The sequence below is a fragment of the Ignatzschineria rhizosphaerae genome (assembly GCF_022655595.1).
GTDB lineage: Bacteria > Pseudomonadota > Gammaproteobacteria > Cardiobacteriales > Wohlfahrtiimonadaceae > Ignatzschineria > Ignatzschineria rhizosphaerae.
Genome location: NZ_CP093379.1, coordinates 407,269 through 422,594, shown reverse-complemented (window position 1 = coordinate 422,594; position 15,326 = coordinate 407,269). Strand labels below are relative to the sequence as shown.

The 15,326-nt window shown below is 38.9% G+C and carries 13 protein-coding genes; 8 read left to right on the top strand and 5 right to left on the bottom strand.

The features are described 5' to 3' along the window. Positions 1-154: 154 nt before the first annotated feature. Positions 155-421 (bottom strand): hypothetical protein, encoded by a 267-nt coding sequence (locus tag MMG00_RS01860; RefSeq protein WP_242150586.1) that lies wholly within the window; start codon positions 419-421, stop codon positions 155-157. Between the two features lie 99 nt (positions 422-520). After that, positions 521-2,029, bottom strand: a complete 1,509-nt coding sequence (locus MMG00_RS01855) for a DEAD/DEAH box helicase (protein ID WP_242150583.1) — start codon at positions 2,027-2,029, stop codon at positions 521-523. A 199-nt stretch (positions 2,030-2,228) separates the two neighbouring features. On the opposite strand from MMG00_RS01855, the gene trxA reads away from it, so the two are divergent. From trxA to MMG00_RS01815, 8 genes are all read left to right on the top strand, one after another. Continuing rightward, a complete protein-coding gene (trxA, locus tag MMG00_RS01850; protein WP_242150580.1) occupies positions 2,229-2,552 on the top strand; it encodes a thioredoxin in 324 nt (107 codons plus the stop codon). 242 nt (positions 2,553-2,794) lie between these two features. Further along, a complete protein-coding gene (locus tag MMG00_RS01845) occupies positions 2,795-3,739 on the top strand; it encodes a hypothetical protein (protein ID WP_242150577.1) in 945 nt (314 codons plus the stop codon). 131 nt (positions 3,740-3,870) lie between these two features. Further along, a protein-coding gene (prfB, locus tag MMG00_RS01840) for a peptide chain release factor 2 (RefSeq protein WP_242150575.1) occupies positions 3,871-4,972 on the top strand; the annotation gives its coding sequence in 2 pieces (ribosomal slippage) (positions 3,871-3,945 and positions 3,947-4,972; 1,101 coding nt in all). Between the two features lie 262 nt (positions 4,973-5,234). Beyond that, positions 5,235-6,521 (top strand): MFS transporter, encoded by a 1,287-nt coding sequence (locus tag MMG00_RS01835; protein ID WP_242150572.1) that lies wholly within the window; start codon positions 5,235-5,237, stop codon positions 6,519-6,521. Between the two features lie 163 nt (positions 6,522-6,684). Further along, positions 6,685-8,043 carry a DNA repair protein RadA gene (gene radA, locus MMG00_RS01830; RefSeq protein WP_242150569.1) on the top strand — a complete coding sequence of 453 codons (1,359 nt, stop codon included), beginning with the start codon at positions 6,685-6,687 and terminating at the stop codon, positions 8,041-8,043. A 229-nt stretch (positions 8,044-8,272) separates the two neighbouring features. Continuing rightward, a complete protein-coding gene (locus MMG00_RS01825) occupies positions 8,273-9,493 on the top strand; it encodes a sugar transporter (protein WP_242150566.1) in 1,221 nt (406 codons plus the stop codon). A 195-nt stretch (positions 9,494-9,688) separates the two neighbouring features. Further along, positions 9,689-10,288 carry a LemA family protein gene (locus MMG00_RS01820; protein WP_242150564.1) on the top strand — a complete coding sequence of 200 codons (600 nt, stop codon included), beginning with the start codon at positions 9,689-9,691 and terminating at the stop codon, positions 10,286-10,288. 90 nt (positions 10,289-10,378) lie between these two features. Beyond that, positions 10,379-12,184, top strand: a complete 1,806-nt coding sequence (locus tag MMG00_RS01815; protein WP_242150561.1) for a TPM domain-containing protein — start codon at positions 10,379-10,381, stop codon at positions 12,182-12,184. A gap of 231 nt (positions 12,185-12,415) precedes the next feature. Here the strand turns inward: MMG00_RS01815 and MMG00_RS01810 are convergent, their stop codons facing one another. The 3 genes from MMG00_RS01810 to MMG00_RS01800 all read right to left on the bottom strand — a co-directional run bounded on the left by MMG00_RS01810 (position 12,416) and on the right by MMG00_RS01800 (position 15,239). Continuing rightward, positions 12,416-13,729, bottom strand: a complete 1,314-nt coding sequence (locus tag MMG00_RS01810; RefSeq protein ID WP_242150558.1) for a CitMHS family transporter — start codon at positions 13,727-13,729, stop codon at positions 12,416-12,418. A gap of 344 nt (positions 13,730-14,073) precedes the next feature. Next, the gene (locus tag MMG00_RS01805; RefSeq protein ID WP_242150555.1) at positions 14,074-14,523 is read right to left on the bottom strand and encodes an ExbD/TolR family protein; all 450 of its coding nucleotides are present in this window, start codon (positions 14,521-14,523) and stop codon (positions 14,074-14,076) included. A gap of 8 nt (positions 14,524-14,531) precedes the next feature. Further along, positions 14,532-15,239: a MotA/TolQ/ExbB proton channel family protein gene (locus MMG00_RS01800; RefSeq protein ID WP_242150552.1), complete on the bottom strand. Its 708-nt coding sequence runs from the start codon at positions 15,237-15,239 to the stop codon at positions 14,532-14,534. Positions 15,240-15,326 lie beyond the last annotated feature (87 nt).

The following is a 15,326-nucleotide window of genomic DNA, read 5'->3' as shown; positions in this document are numbered from 1 at the left end:
CGCCTTGATATCAAAAATAGATACCTTTTTCATCACTTATAAAATCTATCTATCCAAAAAGATTTTATCCTTCAAAAGAAGAAGCTGCTAAAAATAGCAGCTTACTAAATGTCACTCAATATCATAAGTGAAATGCATGATTAATCAATCCCTATTATAGTGCTGTAATCGACCCTAAACCACGGCTATTGCGTTGGACCTTAACATTTTGCCCTGGAAAAATATCGATTTCCCCTTTTACCACAACAGGAACATGTCCTCTATCTGTTGTTTCAACACCGACTTCACTATTGCCCTCTTCATTGACCACAATAGAGACGACGCGCCCTTTTCCTGAATAACTTCCTTTACCATCTTCAACGCCGGTTGCACAACCTGCTAATAATGCTAATGAAGCCATGAGTAATCCTAACTTTTTCATATAATCCTTTGTATTTATTGACTCATAACTAAAACAATAAATCTCTCTAATGTATTACCAAAAGAGAGACTCATGAGTAAAACCTAAAAAGCGCTAGCCTTATGATTCTTGCGGCGCTTCTGAATTTTGACGACGTCTATTTTGATTAGGACGACGGTTTCTACGAACGCCTCGGCGAGCCGGACGGCGATTTTGATTATCTTGTGATTGATTCTCGCCCCCTTGTGCTACTTCTGGTGCTTCGCTTTCTCTATTGGGGGTTGCGACATTTTCAGCAACTGGTGCATTTTCATTGCCTTCCCCTTCTTGACGACGACGCGGTTGACGACGATTACCACGTTGAGCTCCTTCCGGACCTCGGTGCTGATTATTACGCGGGTTATTGCGTGTTCTACGTTGACGATTATCTCGACGCTCAGCTGGTGGCGGCGTAACTTCAGGCGTGATCAATAACTCTTCTGTAATTGATTCAACAGGAATCTCTTCTTTGATGTAATCTTGGATATCCATTAATGAATAGACATACTCTTCACAAGCAAAGGTAATTGCAGTTCCTTCAGCACCAGCGCGCGCGGTACGACCAATTCGGTGAACGTAATCTTCCACATCTTGCGGTAAATCGTAGTTAAATACATGAGTAACATCAGGAATATGCAGACCACGCGCAGCAACATCTGTTGCCACCATAATAGAAAGCTCACCATTTTTAAACTCTTCTAAAAGTTTTTCACGACGATTTTGGGGAATATCTCCCGAAAGAACCGCCGCTTTATAACCATTCGCATTGAGCGTATTAAATACTTCATCCGCTGAGCGTTTAGTATTTACAAACACAATTGAACGCTCTGCTTTCTCTTTCTTTAAAAGACCAAAGAGTAACTTTAACTTTTCATCTGAAGAGACATGGTATAAACGCTGTGTAATACGTGAACCTGTCACTTGCTCGGCTTCAACTTTAACAAGCTCAGCATCATTCATATGCTCATAAGCGAGCTCAAAAATACGCTGTGAAAATGTTGCTGAAAACAGCATATTTTGACGTTTTTCTACTTTAGGCATCTGTCTTAAAAGGAAGCGAATATCACTAATGAAGCCTAGATCAAACATTCTATCTGCTTCATCTAATACAAATACTTCCACATTACGAAGATTGAGTTTCTTCTGCTTAAAGTAATCTAAAATACGTCCAACAGTTCCAATAACGATATCAGGATCGGCTTCTAATGCTTCATTTTGCGTACCATATGCAGCGCCTCCGTAGAGAAGTGCATATTTTAATCCCGTATAACGCCCAAGCATTTTGGCATCTTCATGAATCTGCACCGCAAGTTCACGTGTTGGCGCCATAATAATCGCATAAGGGCCTTTTTTTCCCTCTTCTACAGGAACTGTCATTAAGTGATTGAGCGTTGCTAATAAGAATGTCGCCGTCTTACCTGTTCCTGTTTGAGCTTGCCCCGTAACATCCTGCCCCTTTAATAGCACAGGTAAAGCTTTCTCCTGAATTTCCGTACAAAATTCATAGCCATTATCGACTAAGCTCTCTTTCAGTGAATCATGTAAATTTAAATCTGTAAACTTCATAGAAGTTAAATGTGGTTTTCCCATAGATGACGACCTAAACCCTCAATTAAATGTGCTTGGTAATAAATTTTTTTAATAACCTTGTTTGAAAAAATTATACAGTTCAAACCTTGTTATTTACCCTGTTTTCAGTTGTAATATCTCAGGTATTATCATATTTTATATAGAAAAATCCAAATCTAATTTTGGATATCTTGATCAACTTCTTTAAGGAGAGAGTACGATGAGCAATTTAGTCAATGCGACGGACGCAACTTTTGAAGCTGAAGTTTTAAACGCAGAACTTCCTGTATTAGTGGATTTTTGGGCAGATTGGTGCGCCCCTTGCCGTATGATCACTCCGATTGTTGAAGCAGCATCTGATGAGTATTCAGGCAAATTAAAGGTTGTTAAATTAGATGTACAAAACAACCAAGATACTGCAGTTAAATTCCAAATCCGTGGAATTCCTGCATTAATGATCTTCAAAAATGGTGAAATTGTTGCACAGCACGTAGGTGCACTTAACAAAGCACAATTAACACAATTTATCGATAACAATCTTTAATTAGTCATTTTTTTGATAAAATTATTCACAAGAACCGAAGATATATATGATCTTCGGTTTTTTTATGTAGAACTGGAATTATATGATGGAATGTTTTTTAAACAAAAAAGCTAAAATACCCTTTTTCAAAATTGAATATGCTGAAAAAATTATATACCTCTTCTTTTTTTTAATGCCGTATATTTTTCTTTATTCATATTTAAAAAAAAATAGGCTGGCTATCTATCTACTACGAAGCAATTATGACTTCCTCCAACCTAATATTTTTAGCCGTATTCTCAATATTCATTTTCACTGCTTTCCTTATAGTTTCTTGGGCACCATCAATATTACTTTTAATAATACAAAAAAATAATCTAAGTAATAAAGTAATATCCCTAATAGCATCTATCTTTCTATCTGCAATTATCTACGTATCAATTCTATTAAATATCCAAAAGAACCTCATAAATACTTATATTTTGTTTCTTATCCTGATTCTTTTACCTTTTGTAATAGGCATTTTTATCTTAAAATTTGTAAAAAAGCCAAAACAGCAAGGTAAAAAAACTATTGCAATGATACTAGTAATAACAGCCTCGGCATTCGTAACTACAGCTCCGGTCTCATTATTTTTTGATCTAATCCCTATAAATTCGAGTAAGGAGCTCCCTTATATTCTTAAAGTTACAAGTATCGCTTTAATTATGGGCTATATCCCAGGTTTAATACTAATAATGAAAGACTTAGCTATTTCAAAGCAAAAAAAATTAAGTCCATGTGTCACAGAGCCTAAACGTGCCTTAATGACTGACGGTATCTTCTATTTTATAATTATCTACATATCAACAACCCTATTCTTTTCATTTCAAAACAACTTTCAAAATAAAGTTTTAATAAACCTGGGGATTATTTCTGAAACAGAAAGCTACTACCAACTTTTAAATAAAAACTTAATTGAAGCTATATATCATACGGGTCTCCATAACTCAGATATAGATCTTTTTGAAAAGGACTTAATATTTAGCGCCTATACTCGCTTTAAATTGGGTGACAAACATTTGTTATGCTCATCGTCCACTCAAGACTTTAGTGATAAAGGATGTATTCCATTTAATAAAGGGGACATACAACAGCTATGTTTGAGGGTTCACGAAGAGAATAACACTGATAAGTTTCATCATAAAAAATGTAAAAGGCTCGATTGAGCAAATATAAAACTTATTCATAACTTCACGTATAATAACCGCTTCAAATAAAAGGTGGATGAAAAACTTTATCCTTCATTCACTTTAATATATATTTCTTTTACTAAAAAACATAACTATGAGGGTGATCCATGGAATTAATTAACACACTCAATCACACCATTGAAGATCTTGCTGAAAGAGCCGCTGACCTTCGGAGGTATCTTTGACTTCGATACAAAGCAAGAACGCTTAACCGAAGTCTTAATGGAATTGGAAGATCCCAATATCTGGACTAATAATCCAGAAAAAGCGCAAAAACTGGGACAAGAACGCGCTGTTTTAGATGATTTCGTCAATGGCATGATTCGCCTTGAATCAAGCCTTAATGATGCGAAAGATCTTGTAGAGCTTGCGAAAATGGAAAATGATGAAGAGACGCTTGAGATGGTTCAAGAGGATCTTGCAGGCTTTACTAAAACCATTGAAGAATTTGAATTTAAAAGAATGTTCAGTGGCGAAATGGATGGTAGTAATGCTTATCTAGATATCCAGGCAGGTGCAGGTGGTACTGAAGCGCAAGATTGGGCATCAATGGTTTTAAGAATGTATCTACGCTGGGGTGAAGATCATGGCTTTAAAACAGAGCTATTAGAAGCCTCTCCTGGCGATGTTGCCGGCATTAAATCAGCGAGTATTCGCTTTGAAGGCGATCATGCTTACGGCTGGCTTCGCACCGAAACGGGCGTTCATCGTTTAGTACGAAAATCACCGTTTGACTCAAATAATAAGCGTCATACCTCTTTTTGCTCAGTCTTTGTCTCTCCTGAAATTGATGACAATATCGAAATTGATATCGATCCATCGGATCTTCGTATTGATGTTTATAGAGCATCAGGCGCAGGTGGACAGCACGTTAACGTGACAGAATCAGCGGTTCGTATTACCCACGTTCCCACCGGCGTTGTGGCGCAATGTCAAAATGAGCGCTCACAACATCGCAACAAAGATGTCGCAATGCAGCAACTTCGTTCTAAACTTTATGAACTTGAGCTGCAGAAGAAAAAAGATGCCGCAGAAGCACTACAAGATTCTAAAGCAGATGTGGGCTGGGGAAGCCAAATTCGCTCTTATGTTCTAGACCAAGCACGTATTCGCGATATTCGTACAGGTTATGAAGTGGGAAATCCTCAACCGGTTCTTGATGGAGATCTAGATGATTTCATTGAGGCTAGCTTAAAAATGGGCTTATAGTGAAATCGGTTTAAAAGTCACCGAATCGGCGATATCGAGCCTCTTTTTAAACTAAGAGTAATGCTGCAACCAACAAATAAAAGAGAGCAAATTCCCAAGCTCTCTCTTTTTTACTCAATCAATATTTAATTTTATAATATATTTATTAAAAAAATGAGAATAATATCTATTTACGAAAGCCATCTGAAAGCGTAAGATTATTTTATATAATCACATACCCATTCTATACACTTTCAACTTTTATTTATTCGAGTCTCTTAAAATGTCAGAAAATCAGATCAATATCCCCCATAAGGGTTGGTATTATGGCTGGACGATCGTTCTCTCAGCGGCCCTACTTACAATGATTACCGTAGGAATGCGCATGAGTATCGGCCCTTTTGTTATTCCGATGAGCGAAGGTTTAGGAATTTCTCGTAGCGCCCTATCTACGGTTATTGCATTTGGTATGCTCATTTATGGGGTTGGCATGCCTGTTGCCGGTTTTTGTGTCAATCGTTTAGGCACACGAAAAACGCTTATTATCGGCGCTATTATTGTGGCAATCTCCTTAGTTATTACTGTCTATACCACAAACCAATGGCTCTTTGCATTAAGCTATGGCGGGCTTCTCTCTTTTGGTTTAGCGTTTACAAGCCCTGTTGCTTTCACACAGCTTATCAGTAGTTGGTTTATTGCTAAAAGAACCATGGCACTACTCTTTTTATCAACAGGCTCAATGGCCGGAATCGCCGTAATGACACCTGTTTTTAATACATTAATTCAATCTTTTAGCTGGGAAATAACACTCCTAGGATATGCCGGTATTTTTGCAATTTTAACTTTAATCGTCGCTTTTGCTGTTGTTCGTGGCACGCCTCCTGAAAATGGAGATCTTAAAACAGATAATGAAATTAAAATCTATCAAGAGAAATTAGCGCTTCGTAAAGCAAAAATGAAAGGAAAAAATTACACATTACGACAAGTTTTCTCAACTCGTCCATTTTGGCTACTTTGCATCGGAATTTTTGCTTGTGGCTTTAGTATGAATTTGCTAGGAACCCATGCAGTCCCCATGTTAGTAGATCATGGCTTCCCCAAAAATATTAGTGCCTTTGGTGTTAGCCTCATAGGCTTAACGGCCGTATTTAGTACAATGATGCTAGGACGTTTAAGCACTAAAATTGAACATCGCTTACTATTAATGGCGATCTATTTTGTTCGAGGTATCGCATTTTTTATCCTTGTGATCGTAATCTCTCCTTGGGAGCTCTATACTATTGCCATTATTGGGGGGCTTGTTTGGGCTGGAAATATGGGAATATCGTCCGGAATGCTTGCAGATATCTATGGCGTAAAACTTGTGGGAATGCTCTATGGTTTTGCCTTTATTGGCCATCAAATTGGCGGTACCTTAAGCACATGGCTCGGCGGCTTTGCGTATGAAACTTATGGCACCCACTACATCTCTTTTTGGATGGCGGGTATTCTCCTTTTAATTGGGGCTATCGCTTCATACTATCTGCCTAGTAGAGAAAATTATGAAGCCTCTATTGCTAAGATCTCTTAACAACCTTTTTACTAAAATTAAAAAGCTTCTCAAGCTTTAAGAAAATAGCCGATCGCAAAACCCCTTTTATCTCCTAAAAGAGGTAAAATAGATGCCGAGATTATTGAAGTCTCGGCATTTTTATCACCTGTATATATAAAACGTGCTTTAAAGGATCATCATCATGAGTAAAGAGAAAAAACAATTTGTCTGCCGTGATTGCGGCGCTGTCGCACAAAAGTGGGCTGGACAATGTTTAGATTGTAAAGCTTGGAACTCTATTGAAGAGATGATCGTTGAAAAAACACCGACACGCCTTTCCGGATACTCAGGAACAGCCGGCACCGATGGCGTACAGATTCTTACCGATGTCCAAAAAGAGGAGCTATCTCGCTTTTCTACAGGTCTTAATGAACTAGACCGCGTATTAGGCGGTGGCTTAGTCTTTGGATCTGTTGTTTTAATCGGGGGAGATCCTGGCATTGGAAAATCTACCATTTTGCTTCAAACATTAATTCACCTAAGTCATTCAGGTAAAAATGTCCTTTATGTCACAGGGGAAGAATCCCCAAGCCAAGTGGCACTTCGCGCTGAACGGTTACAACTTGATGGCTCTAAACTACAATTACTATCAGAAACTAATGTCGAAAAAATTCTACGGGTTGCAGAGCCGATGGATCTTGATGTCATCGTCATTGACTCTATTCAGACAATTTTTACAGAGCTCCTTAATTCAGCCCCAGGAAATGTAGGGCAAGTACGTGAAAGTACTGCGCTTTTAACACGATTTGCTAAACGCACCGGCACCTCCATTTTCTTAGCAGGTCACGTGACAAAAGAAGGTGCTATAGCAGGACCTCGCGTCTTAGAACATATGGTCGATTGCGTACTCTACTTTGAAGGCGAAGTCGATTCTCGCTTTAGAATCATGCGCTCTTATAAAAACCGCTTTGGGCCCCTTCATGAAATTGGTGTTTTTGCCATGACCGGAACCGGTTTAAGACCAATTAGTAATCCTTCTGCAATTTTCCTCTCAAGACAACCCGAAAGAAGCTCTGGCAGTGTCATTATGGTTACAAGAGAAGGAACACGCCCGCTTCTAATCGAGATTCAATCCTTAGTTGATGATTCTCTTGGCGGACAGCCTCGCCGCGTGACTTTAGGATTAGAGCAAAACAGGTTAACCATGTTGCTTGCCGTTCTCCACCGGCATGCGGGCATTGCGATGATGGATCAAGATGTCTATGTTAATGCCGTGGGCGGTGTTAAAGTTACCGAAACAGCCTCAGATCTCGCCGTTATCGCAGCCGCCTTCTCTAGTTTTAGAGATACGATATTGCCGGCAGATTTGGTGATTTTTGGAGAGATAGGCTTAGCCGGAGAAGTTCGCCCTGTACCACACGGGGAGGAGCGCCTAAAGGAAGCTGCAAAACATGGCTTTACAAGAGCCATTATTCCGATTGCCAATAAACCTAAAAATGATATTCCTGGCATGGAAATTATTGGGGTTGCCAAAATTAACGAACTGATGGATCACCTATAAACATTGCTAAAATACGGGTTAAATCTCAAGAAGCACCTCATTATGATGCTTTTAAGGTCATCTTTTCCCTAAAAATAGATACTATTGATTCAAAACTCGCAATCAACTACTAAGGCAACTGCAATCATTGATTATTTCTCATATATTAATAACTACCACTTAAATTCAGATAAAGAAGATGTGATGGCCGCTCTTACTTGTGCTTTACTTGAAAATAGGAATCTTATAGATGCAAACCTCCCAAGATAACCAACAATTTAATCTCGCTTGGCTTCGTGTTATTGTCCTTGCCATTGCTGGTTTTGTCTTTAATACCACCGAGTTTATTCCTATTGCACTCTTAACCGATATTGGTGCAAGCTTTGAGCTTTCAGCTGCAAAGGTTGGGATAATGATTACGATCTATGCTTGGGTTGTCGCGCTTGCCTCTCTTCCATTAATGCTTCTTGTGAGTAGTTTTGAGCGAAAATCTCTACTCACAATTGTCTTTATCATTTTTATTGTCAGCCATATTGCAACGTTCTTTGCCAATAGCTTTTCGATGTTAATTGTAGGCAGAATTGGTGTCGCACTCTCTCATGCAATATTTTGGTCGATCACAGCAGCCCTAGCGATACGCGTTGCCCCATTAGGGAAAAAATCACAAGCTTTAGGGATATTAGCAACAGGTACAGCGCTAGCGACAGTGCTAGGAATCCCCTTAGGAAGAATTATTGGTCAACTCGTTGGCTGGCGTTATACCTTTCTCCTAATTGGTCTTGTCGCATTGATAACCCTCATCGTGCTCTATCTGATTCTTCCTCGCCTTCCAAGTCAAAATGCCGGCAATGCTAAAAGTATTCCCCTAATCTTAAAGCGCCCAGCGCTTCTTGGCATCTTCTTCATTACCATGCTTGTCGTGACCGCCCATTTTACTGCCTATAGCTATATCGAGCCTTTTAGTGAAACTATCGCCCAACTCTCCCCAAATAAAACAACCGTTTTACTCTTAATATTTGGGGGCGCGGGAATCTTAGGTAGTTATATTTTTAGCAAAAAGAACAATCAATACCCATTAGCATTTCTTCCGGTAATGATTGTTCTTCTCTCACTATCGTTATTATTGATCTTTCCAAGTACCTATCTTCATAATGGGCTACTCTTTCTCGCCATCTTATGGGGCGTTTCAATGACAGGGATTGCACTTGCGCTACAGCTTAAAGTCTTAGAGCTTGCCCCAGATGCAACAGATATTGCGATGGCAATTTTTTCTGGCATATTTAACATTGGCATCGGGGGTGGCGCTTTAGTGGGAACCATTATTATTGAAAAAATAGGTCTTCACTACATCTCTTTTGCAGCTTTCTTTATTGCACTGCTTGCACTTTTACTAACAAGCTTTTGCTTTATCCGCTATCGATTAACCTTTTTAAAAGCCACTCATTCCACCCAAGAGATGACACACCATTAATCCTATAATAATCACAGATTATTGTAAGCATTATTTTTTATATATTTAATGCTAAAATTATTGATGGCAAGTTGATTATTATTGATAATATTTTAGCTTCAATCAGAGTAATTTACAGTCATATTCGCTATGCTATAGCACACAGATCTCCTAGATCTTTTCCTCTCTATTTGTCATGAAGAAGATTTAAAAAACATGAATAAATCAAAAAATTGGGCTTTTATCCCGCTCGCTATCATTGTCATTATTGTCGGCTTTATTATAGCGGGTTATTACAATACGATTCAGTCCTTAGATGAATCTCAAGAAGCAGCTGCGGCAGAAGTGATTAACCAATATAAACGTAGAACAGATCTCATCACAAATCTTGCCAATACTGTGAAAGGTTACTCAGATCATGAAGAGTCTATCTTTACAGAAATTGCCGCATCTCGCGCTAAACTCAATGAGATGCAGATTAATCCTGAAGATTTCCAAGATGCTGCTAAATTTGAAGCCTATGAGCAGATGCAAAAATCGATGAAAGGCCAGCTCTCTCGTCTGTTAATGATTGTTGAAAACTATCCAGATTTAAAAGCAAGCTCACTTTATCAAAACTTAATGGTGCAATTAGAAGGAACTGAAAACCGTATTGCCGTTGCTCGCAATCGCTATATTGAGGCTATTCGAGAGTATAATACGACCATTCGTCGAGTTCCCCATGTCTTTATCGCTAAAATCTTTGGCTATAACCCCTTACAGCAATTTAGTGTCGATGATCCGCAGATTGAGCAAGCACCCGTGATCTCCTTCTAAATATTAGAATTTGTATAATTCCATTCTCTGATCCCCTAACTAATCGTAATTTAAGAGAGACCTATTAACTTACGATTTTTGGAAATCATTATGATAACGCCCAAAAATACACCATCCTTACAGCAGAGGTTTTCTAACTTAAGACGCTTCTCACAGAAAATCCTCACACTATTAATGCTCAGCTTTTTGCTATTTGTGCAATTAGGTTACACACAATCCTTAGATTTTAGTACCACAAAAACAGGGATCCCGGCATTAACAGGTGGCGTGATGGATCATGCCGGCATTCTCACTAACTCAGAAAAGCAAATCTTACACGACAAAATCATGCAGCTTGAAAATAGTGCAGGATCACAGATTGCTGTGCTTATTATTCCTGAGCTTAAGCAAGAAGATATCGAGTATTATGCGGTTAGAGTCATGGAAAAATGGCAGCTAGGTCGTACAGGTGTCGATGATAGCGTACTACTTATTATCGCCTTTAATGATCGAGCGATACGTATTGAAGTTGGGTATGGGCTAGAGGGCGCTATTCCTGACTTATCAGCAAAAATGATTATTGACCAATATCTCACGCCTGAGTTTCGGGCGGGAAATTTTTATTTAGGAATCTCACAAGCTGTTGATGCAATCATCGCTAAAATCAATAATGAACCTCTTCCAACTCTAGCAGAAAATCCCCTGCAAATCCCAATCTCACCTACTAATTTTGGCTTTTTAGATATCTTATTTGCCTACCTCATTGGCACCTCTTTCCTAATGTGGGGATTTGGGATATTAAGGGGTTTACAACATTATCCTACAATCACAGCGCTTACCTGTGCGCTCTTTTTTGGATTAATCTTCTATTTTGGAGGATTCAATTTCTCAACTCCTAATGGTCTTGAATTTGGTGAACCATTTTTAAAGCAGAATCTCCCTTACTGGGTACAGATGCTTTTAAGACAATATCTACCGGTTGTACTGTCAGTCATTATGATCTTTAGTATCTTTATTGTGGCAGTGTTAAGCATTGTATTTCTTGTCTTTATTCTTCCCTTTATTTTATTTAGCAAAGAGAGAAAACCTCGAGCTAAATCCACAAAAACGCATACTGCTACAAAAGGAAGTTATAACAGCTGGGAAGAACATCGAAAACAGCGTCGAGCATTAATGGCGCCAAAAAGCGCCCCCACTCAAGTCCCTTTAGAGTTACGCCAAGAACTACAAGCACAATATACTGAAAAAGCTGTGAATGACATTGATCAGCTTATCAAAGGGGGAAAAAAACAATCTTCTTCCCCGTCGGAATTAAAAACATATAAAGCTGCGCCAAAGAGTTATCACGCAGGAGAACCTAAGGTTGTCGATACAGCAGATGGCGGGATTATAGGAACGCTTAAAAACTTTGAGAAAAGCTTAAAATCAGTGGAAAACTCTCCCAATAAATTAAAAGCAGGTTTTATCTTAGCGCTTATCATGGGAACATTAAGTGGTATCTTTGCCTATGCCTTTCTCGGAAGTGCATTAGCGGGTGCGATCGTTGGGGTTCTTGTGGTCATTTATCAAACCCTCTATCAAGGGACTAATCTTAAAAAAATTGTTCTATTTTCGGCGCTATTTCAAGCCCTTCCCTCCTCTGCAATCATTGGGGTTTTCGCCTTCTTCTTTGCGGGAATGAAAATTGGTATTTTAGTAGGGGTTGGCCTTACTATTTTCCAAACTATTGCGCTTGCAACAGGGTTAATGAAAGCGCCAATTAAGGTCAATGTCAGTAGCTCTGGCGGAAGCTCAAGAGGGGGATCAAGAGGCGGTTCATCTGGTAGAAGTAGTGGTAGATCTAGCGGCGGCTCTAGTGGAGGGCGTAGCGGTGGCGGTGGTAGAAGTGGTGGTGGTGGCGCTTCTGGTGGCTGGTAGTAGTCCATAAAAACATTAAAATCCCCTATTAAGCAAAATAATAGGGGATTTTATTGATACTTAATGAAACAGTATAGTCGATTCAGTTTAAGAAACGCTATTTCAAAAATTAAACCGTATAGCGTATGGATCAAACAAGCCTGCATAATGCCGGATAGAAAGACTCTAGTTCTTCTCATAACTAATGCCCCGGCAATCTGATTCAGTAACTTTTAAACCAATTTTACGATACTAATAGTAGAGCCCTAAGAAAAATCCTACCGCTAAAATATAGAGGCTAAAGAGCCATATCCAACCAAAAGAGTAACGAAGATGTCTTCCCATATCAATCCCTGCAAGTCCCATAGCAAGCCAAGTTGCCGGAGAAAATGGACTGACAAAAGTACCAGCATTATTGCCTATTGCCATCGCATAGACTACTGAGTCTGCAGATACCCCTGCAGTAGCGGCCACTTCTTGGATAATCGGCAATAATGCAAAATAGTAAGCATCTGTACTTGTAAAGATATCAAGTGGTACCCCTAAAATTCCCACAGCTACATGAATATTAGCAACCCATGAATTAGGCAAAATATTGATAAGATCAAGCGCAATAGACTCTAACATACCCGACTCTGATAAAACACCTAAAAATGCCCCTGCGGCAAAGATAATTGCAACCATCGATAATGCTTGGGGTGCATGGCGATTAATCATCTCCATTTGATCTTTAGGATTAGGGAAATTCACTAATAACAGTAATGATAAAGCTAACATAAAAACATAAGGTGCTGAAAAGAGCCCAAATGCTAAACAGATAATCGCACCAATAACAAGGGCAATATTAAACCAGAAAAACTTAGATTTAGGGGCATCGCTTAAAACTTCTGGCCCAAAATCTTCTCCCATATAATCTTGCTCAAAGGGCGTTGTTCCTAATATTGCTGCTTTTGCGATACGATTCTTCTCTCTCATGCCCATCATCACAGCAAAGAGTGCCATTCCGATCACACCAAAAATTTGTACAGGAATAATATGTTGCCAAAGTGTCGCCGCATCAATCCCCGTTACCGCAGAAGCTCTTCCTAATGGCCCGCCCCAAGGCACCATATTCATCACCCCCATACTTCCCACCATCAATAGGAGCATTAGATAAGGGCTCATTCCTAATTGACGATAGAGCGGTAAAAATGCCGGAATAATAATTAAAAAAGTCGCCGCGCCGGAACCATCTAAATGGACTAATGCCGCGACTATTGCCGTAATAACGGCTACGATAATGACATTTCCTCGAGTTACGCTAATCATGGCTTTAATCAGCGGATCAAACGTTCTAAGTTCTTTTAAAATACTAAAAAAGAGAATCGCAAAAAGAAACATCACCCCCACTTTTGTCACTTTTAAAATCCCTGCTTCAAAAAAGCCCGAGATCTCACTAAAAGAAAACCCTGCAATTAAAGCACCCATCAATGGAATGCAAGACATTGCTAAAATTGGGCTTGTTTTCCCCATCATGAGTAATGTGACGATTGTCACTATAATTAAAATACCGATAATTGTTAGCATCTCTCTCCCCCTAACAGTCATATGTTTTAGATCATTTTTCTAATGATTTTTAGTTTTATTGAAAATCAATCGCCACACATAAATGCCACTTCATTATTCATATTATTTGTGGCTAGGACCTTACCAATCTACCTATTTTCCAAGATAAAAGACAACACAATGTCTTTTAATCAAACATTGACATTCTCATACAAATTTAATGTTAATAAAAATTAATCAAATATGTAGATTGTTACTACAAAAAACCACTACCGAATAAACGATAGTGGTTTTAATTAGATGCTTTGATTAAAAGGGGGCTACTAACCCACTAGATGCTCAATCAAAGATTTTATCGATAATCTTTACGGTGCCTTCGCAGCACCTTCTTCTGGAAGGCTAACAAATCCAATATTGGCAAGACCGACCTTACTTAAGACTGTGACAATTTTTGCCACATCTTGATAAGGAACCGCTGCATCAATATGCAATTGAATCATCGGCGGTTTTTCACCAGCAGCAACTTTAATCTCAGAGAGTTTGATAAAGGCTGTTTCGTGATCGACTTTCTCTTCATTAATAAAGATTTCTGAATCTTCATTAATCGCAATTAATACTGGTTTATCAATTTCCTGCTGAGTTTGCTCTTCTTTAAGATCCACAGCCTCAGGAAGTTTTAACTTCACCGATTGTGTAACAAGTGGCGCAGTTAAGATGAAAATCACCAATAATACAAGCATGATATCAATCAGTGGAATCATATTGATTTCCGCTCTTGATTCACCTCCACCTTGGCGTAAACGTCCAAATGACATATCTCCTCCTAAGCGTTCGGATTAGCTTGTGATTTTGTAGCAGGCGCTCGATCTAACACAGCCAATAACTCAAATGCGAAAGAATCTAAATATCCCATCTGTAAACGATTACGGCGAACCAACCAACTGTGCGCCATTACTGCAGGAATCGCAACCGCTAAACCAAGACCTGTCATGATCAGCGCTTCCCCTACAGGTCCGGCGACTTTATCAATCGTTCCTGCACCTGTTGAGCCAATTTCGATTAAAGCATGGTAAATCCCCCAAACAGTTCCAAATAGACCTACAAATGGTGCTGTAGCGGCGATCGTTGCTAAAATTGTTACGCCATTTTCAATCGTTAATTGAATTTTATCTAAAGTGACACGAAGAACACTTGTTAAATACTCTTCACGAGTACCATTTCCTTGAATATTTGAAATGCCCGATTGATATTTTTGTAATGCTTGAAATCCTTCTTTTGCTAAGGACTCTTGAGCTGTATGAGGTTTTGCTGAGACTAATTTTGCAGCATCAGTTAAATTCTTCGCCGCCCAAAAATCAGCACAGAATTTTTTTCCTTTAATCTTATCAACAATGCCTTGGAAAAATTTCAGAAAAATCACTAACCACGATAATACTGACATCACAATTAAGATTACAAAAAGAGCCTTTGTGACAAAGTCCCCTTGATCAATAAAACTCATAAATCCTAAATTTTGTACAACCGGTTCCATCTTGTTCCCTTATTTACTTGATTCGCTGTTGTTTTGTTTAAAAATATCTTGCCATTATATCTCTAAATAGAAACAGGGACGCCTGAA

What these genes read in the sequence shown, in the direction of transcription:
- MMG00_RS01860 (WP_242150586.1), bottom strand. Translation starts at nt 421, where the DNA reads ATGAAAAAGTTAGGATTACTCATGGCTTCATTAGCATTATTAGCAGGT.
- MMG00_RS01855 (WP_242150583.1), bottom strand. Translation starts at nt 2,029, where the DNA reads ATGGGAAAACCACATTTAACTTCTATGAAGTTTACAGATTTAAATTTA.
- trxA (WP_242150580.1), top strand. Translation starts at nt 2,229, where the DNA reads ATGAGCAATTTAGTCAATGCGACGGACGCAACTTTTGAAGCTGAAGTT.
- MMG00_RS01845 (WP_242150577.1), top strand. Translation starts at nt 2,795, where the DNA reads ATGACTTCCTCCAACCTAATATTTTTAGCCGTATTCTCAATATTCATT.
- MMG00_RS01835 (WP_242150572.1), top strand. Translation starts at nt 5,235, where the DNA reads ATGTCAGAAAATCAGATCAATATCCCCCATAAGGGTTGGTATTATGGC.
- radA (WP_242150569.1), top strand. Translation starts at nt 6,685, where the DNA reads ATGAGTAAAGAGAAAAAACAATTTGTCTGCCGTGATTGCGGCGCTGTC.
- MMG00_RS01825 (WP_242150566.1), top strand. Translation starts at nt 8,273, where the DNA reads ATGCAAACCTCCCAAGATAACCAACAATTTAATCTCGCTTGGCTTCGT.
- MMG00_RS01820 (WP_242150564.1), top strand. Translation starts at nt 9,689, where the DNA reads ATGAATAAATCAAAAAATTGGGCTTTTATCCCGCTCGCTATCATTGTC.
- MMG00_RS01815 (WP_242150561.1), top strand. Translation starts at nt 10,379, where the DNA reads ATGATAACGCCCAAAAATACACCATCCTTACAGCAGAGGTTTTCTAAC.
- MMG00_RS01810 (WP_242150558.1), bottom strand. Translation starts at nt 13,729, where the DNA reads ATGCTAACAATTATCGGTATTTTAATTATAGTGACAATCGTCACATTA.
- MMG00_RS01805 (WP_242150555.1), bottom strand. Translation starts at nt 14,523, where the DNA reads ATGTCATTTGGACGTTTACGCCAAGGTGGAGGTGAATCAAGAGCGGAA.
- MMG00_RS01800 (WP_242150552.1), bottom strand. Translation starts at nt 15,239, where the DNA reads ATGGAACCGGTTGTACAAAATTTAGGATTTATGAGTTTTATTGATCAA.